A 26,472-nucleotide genomic window follows, 5' to 3' on the forward strand; every position below is an offset into this window, starting at 1 on the left:
CTCCGGACGGCGACATGGGTGCAGCGGTACAGCGATAAAACGTCACACTTTTCAACAACGCCGAAGCAGCCCGAAACGGACCACCCCGGCTTGCAACAAACGCCCGACCCCGGATCGGATCAGGCGTTGCGTGCAGGCAGTAATGAGAGCACCCGTTCGACGACAGCTTCGATGCCCTGACCAGTGGTGTCGATGCGGACGGCGTCTTCGGCCGGCCGCAACGGCGCCACCGCACGGTTGGCATCGCGGGCGTCGCGGGCGAGGATCTCGCGCAGCAGACCGTCCATTGTCACCGAAACCCCCTTGTTCTTCAACTGTTTATAGCGACGGTCCGCCCGCTCCTCCGCGCTCGCGGTGAGGAACACCTTCCAGCCTGCGTCGGGGAAGATCACCGTGCCCATGTCACGACCGTCGGCGACGAGGCCCGGGGCGACCCTGAATGCCCGTTGCCGGTCCTTGAGTGCAGCGCGGACCTCGGGAATCGCAGCGATAGCCGAGGCAGCCGCGCCGGCGGTTTCGGTCCGGAGTTCATCCGTGGCGTCGTGGCCGTTGACGAGCACGCGCAGCTCCTCGCCCCCTTCATCGAAGCCGATGGTCGTATCGAAGGTGCAGCGCACCAGCGCGCCGGCATCGTCGAGATCGAGGTCCGCCCAGCCGGCCGCGACGCCCACCGCGCGATAGAGCGCGCCTGAATCCAGATAATGCCAACCCAGCCGCTGCGCCACCGCACGGCTGATCGTGCCCTTGCCGGAACCCGAAGGCCCGTCGATCGTCAAAACCGGCACCGTCGCCGTCATCTGCATCTCCTGCGCCGGGGGCCATGTTCGCGAGCGAACGCCCAAGCGCTTGAATCGTGTGGGAAAGAGCAGCTAGAATAGCCGGCTTGCTGTTTGTATCCCATCCCAGAGGTTCACCATGAAGGTCCTGTCGTCCCTGAAGTCGGCGAAGACCCGCCACCGCGATTGCAAGGTTGTGCGTCGCCGCGGCAAGGTCTTCGTGATCTGCAAGTCCAACCCGCGCTTCAAGGCGCGTCAGCGCTAAGACGCGCTGCTGCCGCGCATGCGGCATGCACGCGAGAAAGGCCGCAGCGATGCGGCCTTTCTTCGTTTGCGGCGCTTCTCGTACCGCGTCGGCATCGTCGTCGCGCGAATTCTGATAAACAGGCGCGTGCGCCCTGTCGGCGCCCTCACCTCCATCGCTGTCCTGCCCAGGAGTCACCGCCATGTCGCGTTCCTTCGCTTCGATCCTCGCAGGCGCCGCGCTGAGCTGCGCACTGCTCGCCAGCCTGCCCGCCGCTGCGGACACCCTGCTCGTGGACCGCAGCAAACAGCCCGCAGGCGCTAACGTACCGACACGCGGCATGTCGATGGCGGATGTCGAAGCCCGCTTTGGCGTGCCGAGCGAGCGCTTGGACGCGCGTGGTGGCCAGAAGCGCCAGTGGCCGACGATTAACCGCTGGGTCTACCCCGCCTTCACCGTCTATTTCGAGCGGAACCGGGTCATCGACACCGTGGCCAACCGTGCCACGGCGTCGGAGATCGGCCCCAAGCCCGCCATTCGCTGAGCCCATGACCGAACACGCATTGCGCTTCCCCGCGGAGTGGGAACCCCAGTCCGCGATCCTGATCGCCTGGCCGAACGAAGACACCGACTGGGCCGCGCGCCTGGGCGAGGTCGAAGACACGTACATCGCACTGGTCGCGGCGATCACCCGTTTCCAGCCCGTCGTGATCTGCGTGCCGGACGAGGACATCCAGAGCTATGCCTACGTGCGCCTGGCATCGAATCGCATCGACATGGCGCGCGTGCGTTTCGTCGAAGCAGCGTACGACGACACCTGGCTGCGCGATTCCGGCCCGATCTCGCTGCGCCGTGGGGATGCCGCGTTTCTGCTCAACGATTTCCGCTTCACCGGCTGGGGCGGCAAGTTCGACGCAAGCCAGGACGATCTGCTGGTCGGTCATCTGCATGCTGCCGGGGTGTTCGCCGACGACGCGCGGCGACGCGAGATCGACTTCGCGCTCGAAGGCGGCGCGATTGAAACCGACGGTGCGGGCACGCTGCTGACGACCTGGCGCTGCCTGCACGAGCGGCATCCGGACGCATCGCGTGAAGTGTTGACCGCGAAGCTGTCCGACTGGCTCGCGCAGGATCGCGTGCTGTGGCTGGACCACGGCTATCTCGAAGGCGACGACACCGACGCGCATATCGACACCCTCGCCCGCTTCGCGCCGGGTGATGCGATCGTGTTCCAGGCCTGCGACGACGCCACCGATCCGCACTACGCCGAGCTCCAGGCGATGGCCGATGAAATCGCCGCGCTGCGCACCCGCGAGGGCGCGCCGTATCGGCTGTTCCCGCTGCCGTGGGCGCAGCCGGTGCTCGACAATGGGCGTCGTCTCGCCGCGAGCTATGCGAATTACTTGATCCTCAACGGCGCGGTGTTGATGCCGGCCTATGGCGATCCGGCAGACGACGCCGCAGCGGCCGTGCTCGCGCAAGCGCATCCGGGCCGCGAAATCGTGCAGGTGCCGTGCCGACCGCTGATCTGGCAGAACGGCAGTCTGCACTGCATCACCATGCAGTTGCCCGCCGGCCTGCTGCGGGACGCGCTGCCCGGCTGACGCCGGAAAAACGCCCGGCGTCGCGAGTCGGACCTCGGGTGTCGGCTCCGTCCATCCAGTGCCCGTCAGCGACTCCGGCGCGAGCTCCTGGCCCGAGGGCTGGCGTCGTACACGATGGATTGCATCGCGTGCGACGCCGCGTGGATCACCTCGTTTATCTGCCCGCACGCAGCGGCGCGTTAGCATTGTCGCAATCCTCCGAGGGTTCGAATCCATGTCCCGCAAGACCACGTTGCCTGTCGCGCTGATCCAGGAGCGCGCCGTCATCGACCAGGGCGCCGGCAATGCCGACGCCAACCTGTCGGTCATCGAAGCGCGCGTCGCCGAGGCCGCAAAACAGGGGGCGAGGCTTGTGCTGCTGCAGGAGCTGCACAACGGTGCCTACTTCTGCCAGCACGAATCCGTCGACGAATTCGATCTTGCAGAACCCATCCCCGGCCCGAGCACCGAGCGTCTCGCCGCGCTGGCGAAGCAGCACAAGGTGGTGCTGGTCAGCTCGCTGTTCGAGCGCCGCGCAGCGGGGCTGTACCACAACACCGGCGTGGTCTTCGACGCAGACGGCAGCACGGCGGGCAAGTACCGCAAGATGCACATCCCCGACGACCCTGGCTTCTACGAGAAGTTCTACTTCACGCCGGGCGACATCGGCTTCAAGCCGATCGACACCTCGGTCGGCCGGCTCGGCCTGCTGGTCTGCTGGGACCAGTGGTATCCCGAAGCTGCGCGGCTGATGGCGCTGGCAGGCGCGGACCTGCTGTTGTATCCGACCGCGATCGGCTGGGATCCGACCGACGTCGATGACGAGAAAAAGCGCCAGCGCGATGCCTGGATCCTCAGCCATCGCGGTCACGCGGTCGCGAACGGATTGCCGGTGCTGTCATGCAATCGCGTCGGCCACGAGCCGTCACCGATCGGCGCGTCAGGCATCGACTTCTGGGGCAACAGCCATGTGCTCGGCCCGCAGGGCGAGTTCCTCGCCGAGGCAGGGACCGACCCGACCATACTGAGCTGCGAAGTGGATCTGGGCCGCAGCGAACATGTGCGTCGCATCTGGCCGTTCCTGCGCGACCGTCGCATCGACGCCTATGGCGATCTGCTCAAGCGCTACATCGACTGACCCATGCCCCTCGAACTCCGCGACGCGGTCGAAACCGATTTCGACACCATCACCGCGCTCTACGCCCGCGAAGTCGCGGACGGCGTGGCGACCTACGAATACGACGCGCCCGATGTCGACGAGATGCGGCGCCGCTGGTTGACGATCACGTCGGCCGGCTATCCGTACATCGTCGCGATCCGCGATGGCGTGTTCGCCGGCTATGCCTACGCCGGCGGATTCCGCACCCGCATCGGCTACCGTTTCACGGTCGAGAGTTCGGTCTATGTCGAGCATGCACAGCATGGCCACGGCATCGGACGCGTGCTGATGGAACGGCTGATCGAGCTGTGCACGCAGCGTGGCTACCGGCAGATGATGGCGGTGATCGGCCCGCCGCTCGATGGCCCATCGGTGCAGTTCCACCAGAGGCTCGGTTTCGAGACCGTCGGCGTGCTGCCCGGCTCCGGCCGCAAGCACGGACGCTGGCTCGACACCATCCTGATGCAGCGCGCCCTCGGCGATGGCGCCGCCACTCCTCCCGAAGACGAATGATCCGATGACCGAACCGATGACCGGCGCGACGACGCCTACTGGCGCCACGTCCTGGCAGTCGCAGCCGCATGCGATCGTCGAGCGCGACGGTGTGCGCTACACCCTGCTCGGTACCGCACATGTGTCGCGGGTCAGCGTGGAGGCGGTCGAGGATGCGATCGGCAGCGGCGCGTTCGATGCGGTTGCGGTGGAACTCGACGCGCAGCGCTTGCAAGCGATCAGCGATCCCGACGCACTGGCCAAACTCAATCTGGTCGACGTGATCCGCAAGGGCCGCGTTGCGCTGTTCGCCGCCAATCTCGCGCTGGCCGCCTACCAGCGCCGCCTTGCCGAGCAACTCGGTATTGAACCCGGCGCTGAGCTCAAGCGCGCAGTCGCGCTGGCGAACGAACGCGATCTGCCGGTTGCGCTGATCGATCGCGATGTCGGCCTGACATTCAAGCGCGCGTCGAAGAAGCTCGGCTTCTTCGGCCGCTTGAAGCTGATCGGCAGCCTGCTCGGCGGACTGATGGCATCCGACGAACTCGGCGAAGACGAGATCGAGAAGCTCAAACAGGGCGACATGCTCGAATCAAGCTTCGGCGAATTCGCCAAGAGCAGCCCGCAGCTCTACGAGGCAATCATCGCCGAGCGCGATCGCTACATGGCCGCGAAGCTGCGCGAGCAGGCCGGGGATGCGCGCGAAGTGCTGGCCGTGGTCGGCGCCGGCCATCTCGCCGGTCTGGCGCGCCATCTCGCCAACGATGCCCAGGACCCCGCGGCGACACGTGCGGAACTCGAACACGCCCCCAAGGGCCAGAGCGTCCGCTGGGTCATGACCGCGATCACGCTGGCGATCGTGGCGATGATCGGCTGGGGCTATTACCAGGGCGGCGCCGAACTCGGCCGCCAGCTGGTGAAAGAATGGATCGTCATCACCGCCGGCTTCGCCGCACTCGGCGCACTGGCGGCGCTGTCGCATCCGCTCGGCATCCTCGGCGCCGCGATCATGGCGCCGCTGAAGCCGATCCGTCCGCCCGGGATCAACCCCGGACTGGTCAGCGGATTGATCGAGGCCTACATACGCAAGCCCGCGTACAACGATTTCCTTTCGCTGCGCGACGATGCCGGCACAGTGCGAGGCTGGTACCGCAACCGCGTCTCGCGCACGCTGTTGAGCTTCCTGCTCGCCAACGTCGGGTCGAGCATCGGGGTGTGGGTGGCGGGTTTGCGGATCGCCGGCAAGGTGCTTAGCTGACGCGCGATTTTGGCGATTGAGTGACGGCGGAAGGTTTAGGCGCCGCTCTATCGGAGCGCCTGGTCTTTGCAGGCGTGGGTTTGGTTTTTGGCTTCGCTGTTGCTGTTGCTGTTGCTGTTGCTTTGGCTTTGGCTTTGGCACTGGCACTGGCTCTTGATCTGAATCGAGCCGTAGAGCGAGCCGAGCACCGGAGCCTGGCGTGGCCGAAGAGCAGCCCATGTCTGAGCGCAGCGAGTTTGGGCTGCGTGCCGCGTCAGGCGAGGAGCACAGGGAACCGATGCGGCTCCATCGCATCGGCTCGCGTCCGGCGAAGGGACCTTTTGGTTCCTTTTGGGTCCATCCAAAAGGGACTCGCACGCGCAGCGGGCGAAAGCTCTGCACTTGCTGTTCGCTTCGAACCTTCGGCTTTGCCTCGACTTTAAATCGTTGGATTCGAGGCGATCCGACGAACTCGCCCGAAGGGCTGGAGATCAAGGACAGGGCTTCCGCGCTGTCGCGCGGCTTACTTTTGTCTTGGCAAAAGTAAGCAAAACCGTCTTCGCCGGACGCGATCCGCCGCGATACAGCCGCGGCGGTCCCCTGCGCTTCTCGGGCGACGGGGCACGCAGCCCAAACTCGCTGCGCTCAGACATGGGCTGCTCTTCGACCCCGCCGCCCTGCGATGCTCGGCTCGCTTTACGGCTCGATTGACGTCAACGGCTGAAAGCCAGAGCGAAATCAAAAACTAGAGCTAGATCAAAATCCAGAGCGAGGGTCAAAAAGATCCGGCGCCCGAGGGCGCCGGATACTGGAAGGCGTCTCAGCCTGCCGCAGCAGCAGGCTCGGCGTGCACACCCCGCGCCCGCCGGATCAGCCGTGCGGTGCCATGCCGCAGGTCGTCGAGGATCGCGTAGATCGTCGGCAGGAACAGCAGGCTGACCACGGTGGAGAACGCCAGACCGCCGGCCACCGCCCGCGCCATCGGCGAATACGCCAGGCCGCCGAGCACCACGGTGTCGCTGAGCGAGATCGGGATCATCGCCAGGATTGCCGTGCCCATCGTCATCAGGATCGGGCGCAGACGCTCGCGGCTGCCCTCGACCAGCGCCTCAAGACGCGGCATGCCGCGTCGCCTGAGATTGTTGATGTGCTCGACCATGATGATGCCGTTGTTCACCACGACGCCCATCAGCACCAGGATCCCGATGAAGGCCATCACTGTGAACGACGTGCCGGTGAGCCAGAACAGCCAGAACACGCCGAACACCGAGAACACCACGCAGCTCATGATCGCCGCCGGGAACAGCAGCGATTCGAACACTGCCGCCATCACCACGTAGATCATGATCACGGCGATCAGCAGGTTGAACACCATCTGCCGGCTGGCCTCGGCGTCATCCTCGAATCCGCTGCCGGAGAACGTGTAGCCGTAGCCAGCGGGAAACGCGACCGTCTCGAGTGTCTGCTCCAGCGCCTTGCGTGCATCAGGCATCGTGGTGTCGCCGGCGAGGTTAGCCTGCAGCGTCAGCGAGGTCTGGCGGTCGGCGCGGGTGATCCGGCTGGCCGACGGCTCCACGCGCATGTCGACCAGACTCGTCAGCGGCACGCTGCGCCCGTCGGGCGACCGCACCATGAAGCTGGCGATATCGGCTTCGTTGAACTGCTCGGCGCCCGCGAAGCGCACCCAGACCGGCACTTCTTCCTCACCACGGCGGAACTCGCGCAGCTGGCTGCCGCGCAGCGCCAGCCCGACGAAGCTCGACACCTGCTCGGCGCTGAAACCGAACGCGGCCGCGCGGTCGCGGTCGACGCGGATGGTGAGCTCCTGGTTGAGATCGCCGGCATCCACACGCACATCGCGCAGGGCTGGATTGGCGGCAAGCATCGGGATCACCCCGTCGGCGATCTCGCGCAGCACCTGGGTCGAGTCGCCGACGAGTTGCACCTGCACGCCCTGGCTGGCGCCACCGCCGCCACCGCCGCCCTGGCCCGAGCTCCCGCGGATGCCCACTTCCGCGCGCGCTGATTTGGGTAGCGCCGCACTGATCGCCTCGGTGAGCAGCTTGGTATCGCCGACCGAATCCTCGAAGGTGATCATCGTGCCCGAATCGCCGCCCTCGCCGAACCAGGAGTAGAGCTGCCGGATCCGGTAGGTTTCGCGGTTCTCGTCAAGAAAGGTTTCGAAACGGCGGACTTCGTCGGACCGCTGCTGCAGGTTATAGCTGCCCTTCCACTGGTAGTAGAGCTGGATCTCCTTGCCGCCGCTGCCGTCGCCGAACATGTCGAACTTGGTCTGGGTCATCGGCACCAGGCTGACCGCGACCATCAGCAGGATGCCGAATACGCTCCAGCCGCGGTGTTCCAGCGACCAGCGCAGCACGCGCGCATACCGGCGCTGCATGCGCGGGATCAGGCCATCGGGACGCGCCACGGCGGGCGGCGTCTTCATCCGCGCCGCCATCATCGGGATCAGGCTCACCGCGACCAGCCACGAGGCCAGCAGCGACACCGAGATGGTGATCGCCAGCTGGGACATGAAGATACTGATCTGGTTGGTTTCGCCGAGCAGATTGGGCACGAACACGATGCAGTGGCTCAGCGTGCCGGCCGACAGCGCGATCGCGACATGGCGCGTGCCCAGCACCGAGGCCAGCCAGGGCTGGTCGGGCATGCGCTCGCGTTCCTGGTAGATGCTCTCCACCACCACCACCGCGTTGTCGACCAGCATGCCGACTGCGAGCAGCAGCCCCATCAGCGACAGCACGTTGAGCGTGACGCCGAAGAAGTGCATGAAGCCGAGCGTGATGATGAAGCAGATCGGAATCGCCAGCGTCACCATCAGCGTCGATGGCCAGTGGCGCAGGAAGAAGTACAGCACGATGATCGACAGCACCAGGCCGATTGCGCCCGCCTCCACCAGTTCCGTCAACGACGAGGTGACCTCCTCGCCCATGTTCTGGGTGACCTTGACGTCGATGTCCTCGAGCCCCGGTTCGCTGCGCGCGCTGTCGACTTCCGCCAGTACGTTGCGTGCGACCTCGACGAGGTTCGCGTCGCGTTCCTTGTAGATTTCCAGCCCCACTGCCGCGCGTCCGTCGAGGCGACGGCCGTAATCCATGCGTTGCGGTCGCAGGCGGACATCAGCGACGTCCGACAGGCGCAGACCCTGCTGGTTGATGACCAGATCGCGCAACTGCTGCAGGTCGTCGACCTCGCCAATCGGCTGCACGCGCAGCCGCTGTCCGCCGTCGAGGATCTGCCCGGCAGAAACCGAGAAGTTCATCGCACGCAGACGGGTCGCCAGCGCGTTGAGTTCGATCCCGTGCGCGGTCAGCCGGTCGGGCTGGACCGCGATCTCGACCTCGTTCGGTGCCGCGCCGCTGATCTCCACGCGCGCCACGCCGGGCACGCGCTCGAGCCTGCGCTTGAGCTGGCGGTCGATGAGCTCGTAGCTGCCGGAGAGGTCGACGTTGGCCGCGAGCCGCAGCCGCAGCACCGGCTGATCGCTGGTCGAGAACTTCTGCACGAAATAGCGACGGAAATCGTCGGGCAGATCGCTGCGAATCGCGTCGATGCGCTCGCGTGCTTCCGACGCGCTGATCGTGATATCCCGGTCCCAGTCGCTGAACTCGAGAATCACGAACGCGCCATCCGCTGCCGCCTGCCCGCGCATGCGCTTGATGCCGCTCATCGTCGCCAGCGTCTCCTCTGCCGGCCGCAGCAGATTCTGCTCTGCCTCGGCCGGCGTGGCGCCGGTATAGGGCAACTGCACGAACAGGAACGGCGCCGAAATATCCGGCAGCGCTTCCAGCGGCAGGCGCACCGAGGCGATCAGCCCGATGACGACCATCGATACGAAACACATGATGGTCGTGACCGGACGCCGCAGACTCAGCTCGGCGATGCTCATATCGCGCTGACCTCCGCGTCGGGACGATCGGCAGCGGCGCCGAGGCGCGCGCGGCGGCCGCGTTCGGCGTAGTACGCATCGGACTTGCGGTCCAGCAGGTCGTAGACGACCGGGATCACCAGCAGCGTCAGGACGGTCGACACCGCGAGGCCGCCCATCACCACGATCGCCATCGGCGAGCGCACCTCGGCGCCATCACCGAAGGCGAGTGCCAGCGGGAGGAAGCCGAACAGCGTCGACAGCGTGGTCATGATGATCGGCCGCAGGCGCGAGCGTGCACCGTCGACCAACGCATCGCGCTTGGCCACGCCGGCCTCGCGCAGCTGGTTGACCTTGTCGATCAGGATGATCGCGTTTTTCACCACCAGACCGACCATCAGGATCAATCCGATGAAGGCCACGACGGAGATCGTGTTGCCGGTCAGCAGCAGTGCGCCGATCGCGCCGACCATCGCCAGCGGGATGGTGAACAGGATCACGAAGGGATGCAGCAGCGATTCGAACTGCGAGGCCATCACCAGATAGACCAGGAAGATCGCCAGCGCGAACGCCATCAGCAGAGACCGCATCGAGTCCGCGAGCTCCTCGCCCTGGCCGCCGATGTGCAGGCCGACTTCGGGGCCGAGCGGATTCTCCGCCACCATCTGCCGCACCTCATCCATCGCGGTGCCCAGATCGATCCCGCGCAGATTCGCCGAGACCACCGCCACACGCACCTGGTCGGCGCGATGGATCTCGCTCGGGCCCACGGTCGCCACCACATCGGCCACCGAATCGAGGCGCACCGGCGATGCGCTGCCCGGGTTGACGATCAGGTTGCGGATGCGGTCGACCGAATCGCGTTCGTTCTCCTGCGCGCGCACCAGCACGTCGATCTTGCGGTCGCGGAAGTTGTAGCGCGTGGCGACTTCGCCGCGCACCGCGCGCACCACCGCATCGGCGATCTGACGCGTGGTCAGGCCGAACGCGCCAGCGCGTTCCTGATCGAACACGATCTGGATCTCGGGAAAGCCCTGCTCCACGGTGCTCTTGACGTCGGCATAGTGCGGATTGGCCCGCAGCAGTTCGGTCATGCGCTGGCCGGCCCTGGCCAGACCTTCCAGATCCTGCCCGCGCAATTCGATTTCCAGCGGTGTCGAGAAACTGAAGACCTGCGGGCGGGCGAAGTCCACTGCGACACCGGGATACTGCTGCATCGTTTCGCGCAGGCGCTCGGTCTGCTGCGCTTCGAACTCGCGACTGCCGCCACCGCTCATCACGATGCTCAGCTTGCCGATGTTCTCCCCGCTCTCGGTCGGATTCGCGTCCAGCCGCGTACCGCTGCCGCTCACGCCGAACAGCAGTTCGACGCCGTCGTCGCCGGCGTGCGCCTGCTGCACCTCACGCATGATGCGATCGGTCTCGCGCAGCGGCGTGCCAGGCGGCAATTTGGCCGTCATCTCGAAGCGGTCCTGCGCCAGCTGCGGGATCAGATCGGTACCGAGCAGCGGCACCGCCAGTATGCTGACCAGGAACACCGCGGTCGCGATGCCCAGCACCAGCCATGGGCGCGCCAGCGCGGCCGGCAGCATTTTCAGATACCGGCGCTCGGCGCGGTTGTAGGGCGACATCGCCAGATCGCTGGCCCGGCCCATGACACGCCCGGTACCTCCCGATACGAAGCGCCACGCACGCACTACCGCCCAGGCGATGCCGAACAGTGCGCCGCGGACACCGGCGCCGATGCCACGACCGGTCGCCGCAATCGGCTTCTGCCAACGGCTTTCAGGATGCCACTGCGGATGCGGCGCTTCTTCCGGAAATGCCAGCGGCGGACGGCCCTTGAGCGAGGCCATCATCGGAATCAGCGTCAACGCCACGAACATCGACACACCGACCGCGATCGCGATCGTCATCGCCTGGTCGCGGAACAGCTGGCCGGCGATCCCTTCGACGAACACCAGCGGCAGGAACACCGCGATGATCGTCAACGTCGACGCAACGACGGCCATGCCGACTTCACGGGTGCCGGAGATCGCGGCCTCCAGAATTCCCAGCCCACGCTCGCGCGCCTTGGCGATGCTCTCGAGCACGACGATCGAATCGTCAATGACCAGGCCGGTCGCCAACGCCAGCCCGCCCAGCGACATGACATTGAGGCTCAGTCCCAGCTGATCCATGAAGAAGAACGTGGTGATGATCGAGATCGGCAGCGAGAGGCTGACCACCAGCGTGCTCCAGCCGTTGCGCAGGAACAGGAAGATGATCAGCACCGCTAGCGTGCCGCCGATCAACGCGTCGGTGCGCACGTCGTGGATCGCGGCCCGCACGAACTTCGACTGGTCGTCGACCACCGTCAGGGTCATGTCCGGCGGCAGTTCCTTGCGGATGACGTCCAGCCGCGCCTGTACCGCATCCGCGGTCGCCACAGTGTTCGCGTCGCCTTCCTTGTAGATCGCCAGCTCCACCGCTTCGGCGCCGCCGAGGCGGATGATGCTTTCGCGTTCTTTGAAGCCCTGCCGCACGGTGGCGACATCGCGCAGACGGATCGCGCGGCCAGCGCCGATCGTCGAACTGTCCGCGCCCGACGCGCTCTGCACCGATGCTGCTGCCGCCAGCACCGCCTGCGAACCGCTCGCGGCAGCGATCGCGGCCATCTGCTGCGCAGCGCTTGCGGCGCCGTCGTCACCGCCTGACTGCGTGGCGACGAGCATCTCGCCGATCTGCTCGACGCTCGAGAACTGGTTGACCGTACGCACGAGATAACGCTGCGTGCCCTGGTCGAGCCGCCCACCGGAGAGGTTGATGTTCTCCTGCTGCAGACGCTGGATGACGTTCTCGATCGGCAGACCGATCCGCGCCATCTGCTGCAGGTCGAGATCGACCTGCACCTCGTCCTCGAAACCACCGCCGACCTTGACCGCGGCCACACCGACGACGGGCTCGATCTTCTTCTTCAGATCGTCATCTGCGTAGCGACGCATGCGCGTCAGTTCGTCGACGGCGTCGCCCTTGTCGCCGGCGGTCAGCGCGAGGCGCAGGATCGGCTCGGTTGAGGGATTGAAACGCAGCAGCACAGGCGGCGTGACTTCGAGCGGCAACTGCAGCGTCTCGAGCTTGTCGCGCACTTCCAGACTCGCCTGGTCCATGTCGGTGCCCCAGGCGAACTCCAGCACCACGTCGCTCTGGCCGGTACGCGAGATCGAGCGCAGCTTGCGCACGCCCTTGACCACGCCGACGGCTTCTTCCACCGGCTCGCTGACCAGCGTCTCGATCTCCGACGGCGCCGCGCCGGTGTATTCGGTGCGCACGGTCAGCGTGGGATAGCTGAGGTCGGGCAGAAGGTTGACCTTGAGATTGGTCAGCGCGATCAGGCCGAACAGCATCATGCTGATCGCGACCATCCATACCGTCACCCGGCGACGCGTGGAGAACTCGACCAGATCGAACCGGCCGGACGGCGCGGCGTGCGGATCCAAGGCCGGGCCGTCGCCGGCAGGGCCGTCGTGCGGCGCGCCGGCCATTATTTCGCGTCGCTCTGGGCGTCGGCTGCCGCAGGCGCAGCCGCAACCGGCGCCTCACCGATCACCTGCACCGGGCTGCCCTCGCGCAGCGCGACCTTGCCGGCGGTGACCACCGGATCGCCGTCTTCCAGGCCGCTGCGGACTTCGATCAGGTTGCCGTCGACGTAGCCCAGCACCACCGGCACGCGCACCGCCTTGCCGTCGCGCACGGTGTACACCGCGGTCTCGTCACCCTCGTCGAGCAGCGCGCTGCGCGGGATCACCAGTGCATCGGTGCGCTGGTCGTAATCGATATGGATGCGGCCGAACATGCCGGCGCGCAGTGAATCGTTGCCGGCGAACGCGGTCACCACGCGAAACGTGCCGCTGCGCGATTCCACGATCGGCGCGACACGCTCGACCACACCTTCAAAGCTCTCGCCCGGCAGCGCATCGACTTGCAGACGCACCGGCTGGCCGCGCTTGAGCACGCGCAGCTCGCGTTCGGGCACGTTGAGCGTGGCCTCGATGCGCGCGTTGTCGACAATGCTGAAGATCGGCGTGTTGATCTGCACGAAATTGCCGGTGCGGATCATGCGCTGCGAGATCACGCCGGCGATCGGCGCGGTCACGGTGGTGTAGGACAGCTCAAGTTCCGCCATCTGGTGCTGGGCGCGCGCGGTGTCGAGATCGAACTTGATCTGGTCGAGATCATTGGCGCTGATCATCTGCTGGTCCACCAGCTGCTGCGCGCGGCGGTAGCTGTTCTCGAGCTTGCCCATCGTGGCGCGGCTCTGCAGCACGGCCAGGCGGGCGCGGTCCGGGTCAAGCCGCACCAGCGGCTGGCCGGCGCGGATGGTGTCGCCCTCTTCGACCAGCACCTCGAGCGCGATGCCCGAGGTCTTGGCGACCACATCGGCGCCGCGCGGCACTTCCAGCGCGGCCGTGCCGACGTAGCTGGCCGCCACACTGCGGCGCGCGACCGCCTCGGTCTCCACCGGGACGGGGGCCGGCGCGCTGTCGCCGGGCTTGGCCTGGGCATCGCCCCCGCCCTTGCATGCGGACAGACCAAGGGCGGCGGATACAAGGATGACGCCAGTCAGGACGCGTCCCGCGGACGCGAAAGCATGCAGTGTGGACATGTGGATTCGATTGACCCCTACGGTGTTGTAGCAAGGTATATCACCAGTGCATGACGTTGAATGCGCCATAGGTCATGGTGACCTCCGGTGGAGAGCGCCGCGGATGTTACGGCCCATTGGGTTTGCGCCCCGCCCGTGGCTATACTGGCCCGGTTGTGCACCGGTTCATGCAGGATGTTCTGCCTGCTACCGGTGCAGTCACGCTTCCCAGACAGCACTTTCAGCCATTCAGGATTGCGGATAACTCGATGACGCGACTGCTGATGCTCGCCGCCTGCTTTGCCCTCGCCACGCCCGCCCTGAGTGCGTCCGCGCAGGATGCGGCTGCGCCTGCTGCACCTGCTGCGCCTGCCGCCGATGCGCCGACCACCAATGCGCCGCTGACCGGCAATGCCGAAACCGGCCGGGCACTGACCTATACCTGTCAGGGGTGCCACGGCGTCGACGGCTACCGCAACGTCTATCCGCACTACCACGTGCCGAAGATCGGCGGCCAATCGCCCGAATACCTGGTCAACGCCCTGCACGAATACAAGCGCGGTACCCGCCGTCACCCGACGATGCAGGCACAGGCGCAGAGCTTCACCGACCAGGACATCGCCGATATCGCCGCCTTCCTTTCGGAGCTGACCAAGTGAGCGGCGCGATGATCCGGCAGATCCGCGCCCTGCCCGTGCTCGTGCTCGCCGGCCTGCTGGCCGCCTGCGACGGCCAGTCGCACGATCCCGAAGCCCAGCCCGCACGCAGCTCGTCCGCAGGTCTGCCGTCCGGCACCACCGAAGCCGGCGAACAGGCTGCCAACGTCAAGAGCGCAGCCACCGGCCAGACCTGCATCGACTGCCACGGCGCCGGCGGCAACGAACCGATCGATCCGACCTATCCCAAGATCGGTGGCCAGTTCCGCGACTACCTCGCCCATTCGCTGCAGGCCTACCGCGACGGCGACCGCGAACACGCGCTGATGTCGCAGCAGGCGACGGGTCTGAGCGATCAGCAGATCGCCGATCTCGCCGCGTACTTTGCGGCGCAGCCGAGCCAGCTGCGCGATCTGCGCGGGGCGCACGACCGCTGAGCAGGTTTGGCGGCGCGTGCGCGCGCCGCCCGAAGACCCATGCCCGCTGTTTCGGCGGACGAGCAACTGTAGTTCTCTAAGGCCTAACTCTTCTTTCAAATCAATTTGCTCCGGCTAGGCTTCGGCCTGGCCTGCGCGTCGTGCCTCGGTTTTGTGCGTCCGGTTTTTGCTGTTGCCTCGACTTCGACTTCGACTTCGACTTCGACTTCGGCTCTGGCTCTGGCTCTGGCTCTGGCTTTGGCTTTGGCTTTGGCTTTGGCTTTGGCTTTGGCTTTCAGCCTTTGACGTCAATCGAGCCGTAAAGCGAGCCGAGCACCGGAGCCTGGCGCGGCCGAAGAGCAGCCCATGTCTGAGCGCAGCGAGTTTGGGCTGCGTGCCGCGTCAGGTGAGGAGCACAGGGAACCGATGCGGCTTCATCGCATCGGCTCGCGTCCGGCGAAGGGACCTTTTGGTTCCTTTTGGGTCCATCCAAAAGGGACTCGCACGCGCAGCGGGCGAAAGCCCTGCACTTGCTTACGCTTCTTCGCTCGTCGCTTTGCGACCTTGATGTTCCGAGAAAAAAAGAATCAACCGCAGCAGCGAAGATCAAAGACAGGGCTTCCGCGCTGTCGCGCGGCTTACTTTTGTCTTGGCAAAAGTAAGCAAAACCGTCTTCGCCGGACGCGATCCACCGCGATACAGCCGCGGCGGTCCCCTGCGCTTCTCGGTCGACGGGGCACGCAGCCCAAACTCGCTGCGCTCAGACATGGGCTGCTCTTCGACCCCGCCGCCCTGCGATGCTCGGCTCGCTTTACGGCTCGATTGACGTCAAAAGCTGGAGTCAAGCCAAGCCAAAGCCGCGGCAAAAGCAGAAACGAACGGCGGAGCAAAGTCCATGGACTCTCGCCTACGCGGGAGTGGCGATGGCAGAGCGACACGCGCACAGGAGGCACGACTACACAGGCGCCGCGCCTGGATCAATCAGCCGCCAAGACTCTCCTGATCTTCTTGAAGCTCCGGCTTCCATGGCACATCCGGCGGTGGCCGGCCGTCGGTCTCCACATCCTGCATGTTCGGATCGGTGATGCCGCAGCCGCCGCCGAATGCCAGCAGCGCGACATTGCACTGGATGGTCTTGCTCGTCCCTGGAATCGGGATCAGTACGGTCTTGATGCTACGCCGCACCCACTCCTCGAGCAGGGTTTCGCTGGGCGTCCAGAAACGGTCGAAACTCGTGGGCTCATAGTCGGTCGGCGGTCGCTTGAGCCAGGTCCCTTCGCGATCGATGCGGGCGAAATCTTCGGTGATCGTGCCCGGTGGCAGGCCGCCGCCCACGCGGCCGTCGCCGGCGAGGCGTGGGCGGCCATCGGCGCCGATCAGGCCGGATGGACTGCCAGGCGGGCCACCCGCACGCGCGCTCGTCCCATCGCCCCAGTCGTCGCCGGCGCGCGCCGACGGCGCAGCGCCCGGCGGCATGCCCGGACGCGAACCTGCACCCGCGGTTGTGCTCGGGGTGGGCGTCCGCGCGCCAGGCGGAGACGGCGTCGGTGGCCGTGGCGACGGCGTCGCCGCGACGGGGGGTGCGGGGACCGGTGACTCGGGTGCCTCTGCCTGGGCCGGCGCTTCGCGCATCGGCACCGCGCGTTCGCGGGCAACCACGTCCGCGACTTGCCGGGTCGGCACCTCGGGTGCATCGACCGCGATCGAAGGCAAGGCGCGCGTCGGCAGGCGCAGCGACTCGCTCGGCTGCGGCACGCTGCGGTCGCGGACTTCGACCTCGACCTCGCGCCGCTGCGCGGTGACTTCAGCCAGAGGCGCAGGGGCGCGCAGCGCCGGAATCTCGACGGCCTGCAACTGCGCCTCGGGCACCTGGCGGTCGCGCAACGCGACCTCGGGCGCGGCGCCTGGACGTGGTGGCGGCAGGGTGAAGTCGATGTCCGGTACCGGTGTCTGCGTAACCTGCAGCACCTGCGCCGTTGGCTCGACCGGCTCGGTCGCGACCACGGCGTCCTGGACGGCGGAGGTGTCCTGGGGCGCGGACGGTTCCGCCGGCGTGGGTGTCGATGTCGAAGCAGGTGGCACCTGCAGGGCCGCTGCCGGAACCGGCTCGCCGGCGTCGCCGGCGCCCGCATCCTCTGGCGTGCCGTCCCCGATGAAAACGGCCTGCACCACATGCGCCTCGCCCTGCGCCGCTGGCGCCGGCGCAAGAAAGTGAGCCTGGGTCAGCAACAGCAGTCCGCCGACCCAAAGCACCTGCACCAGCAACGCGAGCGCCATCGACACGCGCTTCGGGCCGCGATGCTCGCGCGGCTCGGGCTCCCAACGTGGATGCAACAGGCTGGCCCAAGCAGCCAGCGCACTCGCTGGCACAAGACCCTTGCGCCGCGGTGGCACCGGTCGCGCGACGAGCACGGCGACAATCGCCTCGGCGGTCGCGCCACGCACGGCACCGACACGTACGCGCATGGTGTCGAACCAGCGCGTCCAACCGGCGGGAAATCCTTCGGGCGCGTCCTCCGGCCGGATCGAACGGCGCCGGCGCAGCACGTCGATCAGGTCGGCAGCAGTGAACATCCGGGGACGGCCGCCGGCTGCGGTGGGATCAGGCCGCGTCGCGCGGCATGTAGGGCGCGTCGCCAGTGTCGTGATCGGTCGCATCGCGAACCGCGGTCACGCCCGGCGCCTTTTCCATCAGCGTCTTTTCGATGCCCTGCTTGAGCGTGACATCGACCAGACCGCAGCCGTGGCAACCGCCGCCAAACCGCAGCACGACGACACCTTCGGCCGTCACTTCCTGCACGCTGACGTGGCCACGGTGCTGGGCGAGCTGCGGATTGACCTCCTGCTCGACCACCCAGCGCACGCGCTCGACCAGCGACGCGGCTTCCGGTGGCGCCTCGCCCTTGATCTTGGGGGCGCGGATCTGCAGTTGCCCGCCGGTGGCGCGCGCCTCGTAATCGATCTCGGCGCCGTCGAGATACGGCACGCTCGGCGCATCGAGCCACAGCGTAAAGCCTTCGCAATCGATCGCCCACTCGTCGCCCTGCAGGTCATCGCTGCCCGCGAACTCCAGGCGTACATCCGCGCGCGGCGTGCCGGCATGCACGGCCGACAGCCGCACACCGAGGCCGGGTAGCGTCTCGCGCTCGATCAGCTTGCGGAAATGCGTCTGCGCGGTTTCGGAGATGTTGATCATGCGGCGTATTCTAGCGGGCCTGCGACCGCGCAAGCGCCGGTCGCCGTCTGCCGCATGAACGGCCCTCGACAGGAGATTCCACGATGTCCGACCTCATTCCACTCAGCGATGCCCACTGCGTTCCCCGCCGCGGCGACGAGCACCGTCTGGCCGAAGCCCGCGTCCGCGAACTGCTGCCGCAGGTGGCCGGCTGGACGCTGGCCGAAGACGGCCAGGCGCTGACCCGCACCTTCCGCTTCGACGACTACCACCGCACGATGGCCTTCGTGAACGCACTGGCCTTCATCGCCCACCGCGAAGACCACCACCCGGACCTCGGCGTGCACTACGACCGGGTCGAAGTCCGGTATTCGACCCACGACGTCGGCGGCCTGTCCGAGAACGACTTCATCTGCGCGGCCAAGGCCGATCGGCTGGTGGCCTGATGCCGCCTCTGCCGACCACCGCCCCTGTCCGCTCGACGCCGCAGGCCCAGGCCTCCCGGTCGGCGAGGTGGCGTACTGTCGGAGTCGCCGCCGCGCTGTGCCTGACGAGCGCGGCATCCGCCAACGGGGGCGCAGTGCCCGCCTCCGGCACGCATGCAGGGCCGGCCGCGGCGAGCTACGGCGCCTCGATCGACATCCGGAGCAAGAACACCCAGCCGGCGCGCTATCCGCGGGAGGCGGCGCAGGCAGGTATCACCGGCACGGTGATCGTGCAGGTCGAGGTGGATGCCCAAGGCGCACTGCAGACCGTCTCGGTCGAGAAGAGCAGCGGCAGTCCCGCGCTCGATACCGCCGCGATCGAGGCTGCGCGCCGCTGGACCTATGGCCCCGCCATGCATGAAGGCGCACCAACGGCCGGCCGGGTGCGCATACCGGTGGACTTTCACCTGTGACGGCCTGATCGGACCGGCTCAGCGGAGCCGGTCGAGCGCCTCGCGCAGGTCATCGGCCAGCGGCGCATTGAGCACATAGGCTTCGCCGTCGTCGAGCGTGAACTCCAGTGACGCGGCGTGCAGAAACAGGCGTCGCAGGCCGATCTGCTCGCGCATGCGCTTGTTGACCTCGACATCGCCGTATTTGTCGTCGCCGGCGACCGGATGGCCGATGTGCTGGGCGTGGACGCGGATTTGATGGGTCCGGCCTGTTTCGATCCGGACCTCGCAGTAGGACTGCCCGCCGCGCCGCTCGAGTACGCCGAAATGGCTCAGCGAGACCTTGCCCTGCGGATTGACCTGGACATGGCGCTCGCCGCCCTGGCGCAAACCGACGTGCAGCGGCGCGTCGACGCTCATGGTGCCGTCGGGCATGCGCCCGGCCAGCAACGTGAGGTAGCGCTTGCGGATGCCGGCGCCGTGGTCCTCGCGCAACAACGCCTGCAGTTGGGTCAGCGCCGACCGCTTCTTCGACAGCACCATCAGGCCCGAAGTGTCGCGATCCAGCCGGTGGACGAGTTCCAGCGACTGGTTCGGCCGCAGCGCGCGCAGGGTTTCGATGACTCCGAAGCTGATGCCACTGCCGCCGTGACTGGCGATGCCGCTGGGCTTGCTGATCGCCAGCAGGCGGGCGTCCTCGAACACGATGCTCGCGTCCATCGCCGCCAGCAGGCCCTTCGAGGGGGTGCCGGCCTCGCCCGGCACCTCCAGCCGCACGGGTGGCACACGCACCTCGTCCCCGGCCTCGAGCTTGCGCTCGGCCTTGGCGCGGCCGCCGTTCACGCGGACCTGCCCGCTGCGCACGACCTTGTAGATGATCGACCTCGGCGCGCCCTTGAGCAGGCCGAGGAGAAAATTGTCGAGGCGTTGGCCGTCACGATCGTCCGGAACCCGGACCAGTCGCACGCCACCGCCGCCGGCTGGGCCGGGGCTGTTGTCAGTCATCGTCGCCTGTTTATCTGGTACACTCGGGCCGCGATCTAAGGTGCTGATTTCTTTGGAAGAACACGGGCCAAAAGCCCACCTTGCAAAGGCTTCCGGACAGTGCGCGGCCACCGCCCCAGGGGCGGCCATGTTAGCGGCTGTACGGCAGCACCGGCCATCGCCCGATGCCTGGCATCGGCGCTGAACACGTCCCGCGTGACGTCCGCGACCGCCAAACCACCGGTCGCGAGCGGTCCGCGGCCTGCAATACCCAGACAATTTAAGAGCGCTCCCGCGGCCCACCGTGGTGTCGTAGCGCTGGACAATCCGGTTCGTCGCTGCGCGTGCGCGGCGGCTTCAGGCTTCATCCAGGCGAAACGCCCCGGCGTTCCGCGCGTGAGAGCGCGCAAGGAAACGCAACCATGAAGCGCATGCTGATCAACGCGACGCAGGCAGAAGAACTGCGCGTCGCCATCGTTGATGGCCAGTCCCTGTACGACATCGACATCGAACAGCCGTCCAGGGAACAGAAGAAGTCCAACATCTACAAGGGCCGCATCACCCGCATCGAGCCCTCTCTCGAAGCCGCGTTCGTCGAGTACGGCGCCGCCCGCCACGGCTTCCTGCCGCTGAAGGAAGTTTCCCGCGACTACTTCCAGGCCGGGGTCGACCCGAACAAGGGCACGATCAAGGAACTGCTGCGTGAAGGCCAGGAAGTGGTCGTGCAGGTCGACAAGGAAGAGCGTGGCAACAAGGGCGCGGCCCTGACCACGTTCATCTCGCTGGCCGGCCGCTATATGGTGCTGATGCCGAACTCGCCGACCGCCGGTGGCGTGTCGCGCCGGATCGAAGGCGAGGACCGCGCCGAGTTGAAGAAGGCGATGGACGCGCTCGACATCCCGGACGAGATGGGCGTGATCATCCGCACCGCCGGCGTCGGCCGTGACGCCGAAGAACTGCAGTGGGATCTCGACTATCTGCTGAGCATCTGGCGCGCGATCGCCGAAGCCGCGCTGAGCAAGCCCTCGCCATTCCTGATCTACCAGGAATCGCGGCTGATCACCCGCGCGCTGCGTGACTACATGCGCGCCGACATCACCGAGATCCTGATCGATACCCCGGAGATGTATGCCGAGGCGAAGGAGTTCGTCGAGCAGGTGATGCCGCACAACCTGCGCAAGCTCAAGCACTACACCGACGACGTGCCGCTGTTCAACCGCTACCAGATCGAGTCGCAGATCGAGAGCGCCTACGAGCGCACCGTGCGTTTGCCGTCCGGCGGCGCGCTGGTCATTGACCAGACCGAAGCCCTGACCGCGATCGACGTGAACTCCGCCCGCGCCACCAAGGGCGGCGACATCGAAGAGACCGCGTTCAACACCAACCTCGAAGCGGCCGAGGAAGTGGCCCGGCAGCTGCGCCTGCGTGACCTGGGCGGCCTGGTGGTCATCGACTTCATCGACATGTCGTCGAACAAGCACCAGCGCGACGTCGAGAACAAGCTGCAGAACGCGCTCAAGTACGATCGCGCCCGCGTCCAGCAGAACAAGATCTCGAAATTCGGCCTGCTGGAGATGTCGCGCCAGCGCCTGCGCGCCTCGCTCGGCGAGTCCAGCCAGATCGTCTGCCCGCGTTGCGAAGGCCACGGCCGCATGCGCAGCATCGAGTCGCTGTCGCTGTCGATCATCCGCGTCGCCGAAGAGCACGCGATGAAGGACAACACCGGTCAGGTGCTGGTGCAGGCCCCGGTCGAGATCGCGAACTACCTGCTCAACGAGAAGCGCAGCGCGCTCGAGGAAATCGAGAAGCGCCACACCGCGCCGATCATCATCGTCGCCGACGAGCAGCTGCACACGCCGCATTACGAGGTCTCTCGCATCCGCGAGAACGAGCTTGGCGAGGAGACCGCCCGTCCGAGCTACCAGCGCGGCACGCCGCGTCGCGTCGCCACGATCGCACTGAGCAAGAACAACCTCAACGTGCCGCCGCCGGCCGTCACCAATGTGCGCCCGACGCAGCCTGCGCCGGTGCGTGAGCCGAAGCCGGAAGCCGCAGCGCCTGCACCGGCGCCGGTGGCCGCGCCGCCGCCGGCACCAGCGCCCGTGGCACCGGTCGCGACCGGTGGCGTCATGGGTTGGCTGAAAGCCCTGTTCGCACCGCCTGCGCCTGCAAAGCCGGCCGCGCCCGCGCAGCACGAGCGCGCGTCGCGCACCGATGGCGGTCCGCGTGGCGAGAACCGCGGCGACCGCAATGACCGGGGCGGCCGCAACGGTGGCCAGCGCCGCGATCGTCGCGGTGGCCGTCAGGGTCAGAGTGGATCGAACGCGGCACCCGTCGCCAACGAGACGAAGGCTGCAGCGGCTGCACAACCGGGCCGCGACGATACGCAGCGTGAGACGCGTCGCGAGCCTGCGGCTGTCGCCGATACCGGCGCCCGCAAGGAGCGCCAGCAGGAACGTCGCCAGCGTCAGAAGCAACGTGGGCCGCGCCAGAAGACCGAAGGTGAAGTGACCGAGGCACAGGCGGCGATCGCCGTCGCTGCGCCAGTCGCTGGAGCGTCGATCGATGCGCCCCGCCCCTCCCAGCCCGACGCCGAGCAGACGGCGCCAGCGACCGCGACCGACAACACGTCTGTCGTGGCCGCCCCGCAGACTGCTCCGCGGCATGAGGCAGCGGCTCGGCATGTCGACGCGGATGCGGACGACGCCAGCGACCTGAGCGACGTCAACGCGTCCGATGCGGACGGCAATGGCGACGCGGGTGACGATGACGGCAGCAATGCCCGTCGCCGTCGCGGTCGTCGCGGTGGTCGCCGCCGTCGTCGTGGCAAGGCCGGTGACGGCACTGCCGGCGACGAGACCTCGCTCGACAGTGATGAGGCGGGCGATGACGACACGGTGCCTGCGACCGGTCACGGCCAGCCGGAGTTCGACTTCGACGACCTGCCCGCACCTGCGGCGAAGCCGGCGAACGAACCGCGCGCGGCCACGCCGCAGGACACCCGCCCTGCCGTGGCAGCCGCCGGAGTCGTCGCGAGCACGATGACGCAGGCCTCGAGCGAACCTGCGTCGCCCGCCGTTGAAACGGCTGCGCCTGCGCAGCAGTTCGACAGCGCTCCCGTTGCGCCGGCACCTGTCGCCGCCGAGGCACCGAGGCCCGCGTTCGAAAGCGCGCCACCTGCGGAGCTGCAGCATGTGCCGCCGCCGGCCGCTGAGCCGCCCCACGCGGTGATGCAGTCGGTGCAGGATCCGGCGCCCGCCGAACTCGCAGCGGACGATGCCCGGAGCGCGGTGGATGCGATCGAGGCGGTGGACCAGCCGTCCCGTGCCGAGCCCAGCGTCGCGGCCCAGGCCCCGGCAGCGTCGGTGATCGACGAGGACCCCGCAGCCGCGCAGGCCGACGCCACCCCGCGTGCGCCCGTATCGCAGGGTCTCTTCGACACGCCTGCACCTGCTGTCGCGCAGGTCGACGAAGTGCCTGCGGCCGAGCATGAAGCGGCCAGCGTCACGGCGCCGGAGAATGCACCCGTGACGGACGAAACGGTCGCGCAAGCCGACTCGGCTTTCGATGACGCCGCGCCGGAAGAGTCCGACCTTGTGGACGACGAGGACGAACCGGAGTCGGACTACAGGACCGACCCACGCGCGCGGCCGCGTCCCACCGACGCCTGAGGCTTTCCGCCACGTCATCACGAAAAACCCCGGCCTCGGCCGGGGTTTTTTCTTGGACGTTGTGGCCGGTTGTCCTGCCAAGCCGGCGGGCCCGGCGCTAGATCGCGAGCTCCACCGGCGCGACGCGGTACTGGCTCGCCAGTCGCGCCAGCGCGATGGAATCCTGGATCTGCAGTTTTTCGAACAGGCGCGACTTGTGCGTATTGACGGTCTTCGCACTGAGACTCAGGCGCCGCGCAATATCCTCCTGCCGCAACCCCTGCAGCAGCAGCATCGCCACTTCCATCTCCCGCGGCGACAGCGCATCGAAGGGCGTCTCGTTACCACCGATGCCCGACAGCGCCAGGTTCTGCGCGATGTTGCTCGCCAGATACCGGCGCCCCCGGGCCACGTCGCGCACCGCGCGTACCAGTTCGGCGGCGTTGCCGCCCTTGCCCACATAGCCTGAGGCGCCAGCTTCGATCATCCGGCGCGGCATCGGCCCGTCTTCGAGGATCGAGACCACGATCACCCGCGTTTCAGGCTGCCCGCGCACAACGCGCTCGGTGACCTCAAGGCCACTCACCCCCGGCAGATGCAGGTCGCACAACACGATATCGGGCTTGAGCCTGCGGATCAGCGGCAAGGCCTCCTCGCCGCTCTCGGCTTCCCCCACCACTTCGATGTCCGCTTCGCTGGCAAGAATCATGCGCATGCCGGTGCGGACAAGTGCATGGTCATCGACCATGAACACGCGAATCGTCATCCCTGTCTTCTCCCTTCCCATGCCACCCCTGCGCCTGAGGCTACGCTGCGCGGGAGATGAATCGCAAGTCGGAAAAAGCTGACTCCGCGGTCAGCCCGCGGCCTGCGCGGGCGTCATCGCCAGGCGGATGTCGTCGACCATCGCATCGACGGGCTGGTCGTACTGGAATGCGAGGCGCAAACGGCCGTCGGGACCGATGAGGTAGTTCACCATCGTGTGGTCCATCGCATACGACGAACTCGTCGGCACTTCCCGATAGGTCACGCGGAACGACTGCGCCGCGAGCCGGGTCTGCATGTCGTCGCCACGCAGGGCGACGATGTCGCCGCCGAACGCGCCGACGTATTGCGCGAGGATTTCGCCGGTATCGCGTTTCGGGTCGACGGTGACGAACACGATCTGCAGCCGCTCGCCGTCCTCGCCCAGTGCACGGCGGATCTGCGAGGCCTTCAGCAGGCTGGTCGGACAGACCTCGGGACAATGGGTATAGCCGAATGACAGCAGCACGTAACGCCCGCGAAAATCACCCAGGCCGCGCGGCTGGCCCTGCGTGTCCTCCAGATCGAGACTGCGGCCGTAGGACACGCCCGTCAGATCGGTGCCGGTATACGGACCTGCCGGCGGCGCGCTGCAAGCTGCAAGCAACATGGCGGACACGGCGATGGTGGCGAGGCGGAAGGACACGTCGGACAGTCGGTCGGATGCAAGGCGCCGGATGCGCAGCTGACAAGTCTAGCGACCCGTCGCTGAAGGTCCGCCGCGACCGAACGTCGCAGTGCTCAGAGCGTCTGCAGGCGCTCGATCGCTGCAGCCAGGGTCGCCTCGTTCTTCGCAAAACACAGCCGCGCGAGGCGCTGGCCGGCCGGCGGCGTTGCATAGAACGGCGACAGCGGGATCGCGGCGACGCCCTTCTCGATCGTCAGCCAGCGACAGAACTCGGCATCGTCGAGATCGCTGACCGCCGAATAGTCGACCAACTGGAAGTAACCTCCCGGCACCGGCAGACACTTCAGCCGCGTGGTCGCGAGCTGCGCGGCGAACGCGTCGCGCTTGGCCTGGTAGAACGCGCCAAGCTGCTCGTAGTGCTCGGGTTCCGCCCGCAGCATCTGGGCGAACGCATGCTGCGCCGGCGCGAACGTGCAGAACACGTTGTACTGGTGCACCTTGCGGAACTCCGCGCTCAGTGCGGGCGGCGCGATGCAGTAGCCGAGCTTCCAGCCGGTGCAGTGGTAGGTCTTGCCGAAACTCGACACGACGAACGTCCGCTCGCGCAGTTCCGGCCAGCACAGCGCCGATTCGTGACGCGCGCCGTCGAACACGATGTGCTCGTAGACCTCGTCCGACAACAGGTAGATGCCGGTGCCCCGCAGCAGTTCGGCGATCGCCTGCATGTCGGCCGCAGCGAACATCGCGCCGGACGGGTTGTGCGGGCTGTTGACGATCAACATCCGCGTCTTCGGGGTGACCGCATCGCGCACGCGCTGCCAGTCGGGGGCGAATGTCGCCGGATCCAGCGGCACGTGCACAGCCACCGCGCCGGCCAGTTCGATCGCCGGCTCGTAGCTGTCGTAGGCGGGGTCGAGCACGATGACCTCCTCACCCGCGCGCACCACCGCGTGGATCGCATTGAACACCGCCTCGGTGGCGCCGCTCGTGACGGTGATCTCCGCGTCGGCGTCGGGCAGATGTCCGTAGACGCGTTCGGTCTTCTCCGCGATCGCCTGCCGCAGCGCCGGGATCCCCGTCATCGGCGCATACTGGTTGTGGCCGGCCTGCATCGCTGCTGCGAGCACGTCGACCAGGCGTTGCGGCACGGGGAAATCCGGAAAGCCCTGCCCGAGGTTGACGGCGCCGTGTTCGGCCGCCAGCTGCGACATGACGGTGAAGATCGTGGTGCCGACCCTGGGGAGTTTGGTCCGGATCATCGCCTGCATGCCGTTGGGG

21 protein-coding genes are annotated in these 26,472 nt (G+C 67.1%); 11 read left to right on the plus strand and 10 right to left on the minus strand.

What is annotated here, in order from left to right:
• Positions 1 to 119 precede the first annotated feature (119 nt).
• Complete coding sequence (gene cmk, locus J2W68_RS08790; RefSeq protein WP_310154848.1) at positions 120 to 797, minus strand: (d)CMP kinase; 678 nt, start codon at positions 795 to 797, stop codon at positions 120 to 122.
• A 118-nt stretch (positions 798 to 915) separates the two neighbouring features.
• Here cmk and ykgO point away from each other — a divergent pair, with 118 nt between their 5' ends.
• From ykgO to J2W68_RS08820, 6 genes are all read left to right on the plus strand, one after another.
• Entirely contained in the window at positions 916 to 1,041 is a 126-nt protein-coding gene (gene ykgO / locus J2W68_RS08795; protein WP_005913193.1) for a type B 50S ribosomal protein L36, read from the plus strand.
• A 181-nt stretch (positions 1,042 to 1,222) separates the two neighbouring features.
• On the plus strand, positions 1,223 to 1,564 hold the full coding sequence (locus tag J2W68_RS08800) for a hypothetical protein (protein ID WP_310234715.1): 342 nt from the start codon (positions 1,223 to 1,225) through the stop codon (positions 1,562 to 1,564).
• Between the two features lie 4 nt (positions 1,565 to 1,568).
• A complete protein-coding gene (locus tag J2W68_RS08805) occupies positions 1,569 to 2,624 on the plus strand; it encodes an agmatine deiminase family protein (RefSeq protein ID WP_310234719.1) in 1,056 nt (351 codons plus the stop codon).
• Positions 2,625 to 2,838: 214 nt separating this feature from the next.
• Positions 2,839 to 3,741, plus strand: a complete 903-nt coding sequence (locus tag J2W68_RS08810) for a carbon-nitrogen hydrolase (RefSeq protein WP_310154838.1) — start codon at positions 2,839 to 2,841, stop codon at positions 3,739 to 3,741.
• A gap of 3 nt (positions 3,742 to 3,744) precedes the next feature.
• A complete protein-coding gene (locus tag J2W68_RS08815; RefSeq protein ID WP_310234722.1) occupies positions 3,745 to 4,275 on the plus strand; it encodes a GNAT family N-acetyltransferase in 531 nt (176 codons plus the stop codon).
• A gap of 4 nt (positions 4,276 to 4,279) precedes the next feature.
• Positions 4,280 to 5,512, plus strand: coding sequence for a TraB/GumN family protein (locus tag J2W68_RS08820; RefSeq protein ID WP_310234724.1), 1,233 nt, complete (start codon positions 4,280 to 4,282; stop codon positions 5,510 to 5,512).
• 799 nt (positions 5,513 to 6,311) lie between these two features.
• Here J2W68_RS08820 and J2W68_RS08825 read toward each other — a convergent pair.
• The 3 genes from J2W68_RS08825 to J2W68_RS08835 are packed head-to-tail and all read right to left on the minus strand — an operon-like array spanning position 6,312 to position 14,025.
• Positions 6,312 to 9,401 carry an efflux RND transporter permease subunit gene (locus J2W68_RS08825; RefSeq protein WP_310234726.1) on the minus strand — a complete coding sequence of 1,030 codons (3,090 nt, stop codon included), beginning with the start codon at positions 9,399 to 9,401 and terminating at the stop codon, positions 6,312 to 6,314.
• Positions 9,398 to 12,904 carry an efflux RND transporter permease subunit gene (locus tag J2W68_RS08830; RefSeq protein ID WP_310234729.1) on the minus strand — a complete coding sequence of 1,169 codons (3,507 nt, stop codon included), beginning with the start codon at positions 12,902 to 12,904 and terminating at the stop codon, positions 9,398 to 9,400. Before J2W68_RS08830 ends, J2W68_RS08825 begins: the two co-directional genes overlap by 4 nt.
• Positions 12,904 to 14,025, minus strand: a complete 1,122-nt coding sequence (locus J2W68_RS08835; RefSeq protein ID WP_310234731.1) for an efflux RND transporter periplasmic adaptor subunit — start codon at positions 14,023 to 14,025, stop codon at positions 12,904 to 12,906. The genes J2W68_RS08830 and J2W68_RS08835 overlap by 1 nt, the downstream gene beginning before the upstream one ends.
• Before the next feature lie 263 nt (positions 14,026 to 14,288).
• Between J2W68_RS08835 and J2W68_RS08840 the strand changes: the two genes are divergently transcribed.
• Both J2W68_RS08840 and J2W68_RS08845 read left to right on the plus strand, forming a co-directional pair.
• The gene (locus J2W68_RS08840; protein WP_430539701.1) at positions 14,289 to 14,663 is read left to right on the plus strand and encodes a c-type cytochrome; all 375 of its coding nucleotides are present in this window, start codon (positions 14,289 to 14,291) and stop codon (positions 14,661 to 14,663) included.
• Positions 14,664 to 14,671: 8 nt separating this feature from the next.
• Positions 14,672 to 15,097 carry a c-type cytochrome gene (locus tag J2W68_RS08845; RefSeq protein ID WP_310234736.1) on the plus strand — a complete coding sequence of 142 codons (426 nt, stop codon included), beginning with the start codon at positions 14,672 to 14,674 and terminating at the stop codon, positions 15,095 to 15,097.
• Between the two features lie 960 nt (positions 15,098 to 16,057).
• Here the strand turns inward: J2W68_RS08845 and J2W68_RS08850 are convergent.
• Together J2W68_RS08850 and J2W68_RS08855 are read right to left on the minus strand one after the other, a co-directional pair.
• Complete coding sequence (locus J2W68_RS08850) at positions 16,058 to 17,650, minus strand: hypothetical protein (RefSeq protein ID WP_310234739.1); 1,593 nt, start codon at positions 17,648 to 17,650, stop codon at positions 16,058 to 16,060.
• 28 nt (positions 17,651 to 17,678) lie between these two features.
• Complete coding sequence (locus tag J2W68_RS08855; protein WP_310152951.1) at positions 17,679 to 18,272, minus strand: NfuA family Fe-S biogenesis protein; 594 nt, start codon at positions 18,270 to 18,272, stop codon at positions 17,679 to 17,681.
• 83 nt (positions 18,273 to 18,355) lie between these two features.
• Between J2W68_RS08855 and J2W68_RS08860 the strand changes: the two genes are divergently transcribed.
• Complete coding sequence (locus tag J2W68_RS08860; protein WP_310234743.1) at positions 18,356 to 18,697, plus strand: 4a-hydroxytetrahydrobiopterin dehydratase; 342 nt, start codon at positions 18,356 to 18,358, stop codon at positions 18,695 to 18,697.
• A complete protein-coding gene (locus J2W68_RS08865; RefSeq protein WP_310234746.1) occupies positions 18,697 to 19,149 on the plus strand; it encodes an energy transducer TonB in 453 nt (150 codons plus the stop codon). The genes J2W68_RS08860 and J2W68_RS08865 overlap by 1 nt, the downstream gene beginning before the upstream one ends.
• A gap of 18 nt (positions 19,150 to 19,167) precedes the next feature.
• Here the strand turns inward: J2W68_RS08865 and J2W68_RS08870 are convergent, their stop codons facing one another.
• Positions 19,168 to 20,133: an RluA family pseudouridine synthase gene (locus tag J2W68_RS08870; protein WP_310234749.1), complete on the minus strand. Its 966-nt coding sequence runs from the start codon at positions 20,131 to 20,133 to the stop codon at positions 19,168 to 19,170.
• 401 nt (positions 20,134 to 20,534) lie between these two features.
• On the opposite strand from J2W68_RS08870, the gene J2W68_RS08875 reads away from it, so the two are divergent.
• Positions 20,535 to 23,783 (plus strand): Rne/Rng family ribonuclease, encoded by a 3,249-nt coding sequence (locus tag J2W68_RS08875; RefSeq protein WP_310234752.1) that lies wholly within the window; start codon positions 20,535 to 20,537, stop codon positions 23,781 to 23,783.
• A gap of 97 nt (positions 23,784 to 23,880) precedes the next feature.
• Here the strand turns inward: J2W68_RS08875 and J2W68_RS08880 are convergent, their stop codons facing one another.
• From J2W68_RS08880 to J2W68_RS08890, 3 genes are all read right to left on the minus strand, one after another.
• Positions 23,881 to 24,528 carry a response regulator gene (locus tag J2W68_RS08880; protein ID WP_310234754.1) on the minus strand — a complete coding sequence of 216 codons (648 nt, stop codon included), beginning with the start codon at positions 24,526 to 24,528 and terminating at the stop codon, positions 23,881 to 23,883.
• Positions 24,529 to 24,618: 90 nt separating this feature from the next.
• Positions 24,619 to 25,212 (minus strand): SCO family protein, encoded by a 594-nt coding sequence (locus J2W68_RS08885; protein WP_310234757.1) that lies wholly within the window; start codon positions 25,210 to 25,212, stop codon positions 24,619 to 24,621.
• A gap of 95 nt (positions 25,213 to 25,307) precedes the next feature.
• Positions 25,308 to 26,453, minus strand: a complete 1,146-nt coding sequence (locus J2W68_RS08890) for a pyridoxal phosphate-dependent aminotransferase (protein ID WP_310234759.1) — start codon at positions 26,451 to 26,453, stop codon at positions 25,308 to 25,310.
• Positions 26,454 to 26,472 lie beyond the last annotated feature (19 nt).

This window comes from Luteimonas terrae (assembly GCF_031457535.1).
GTDB lineage: Bacteria > Pseudomonadota > Gammaproteobacteria > Xanthomonadales > Xanthomonadaceae > Luteimonas > Luteimonas terrae_A.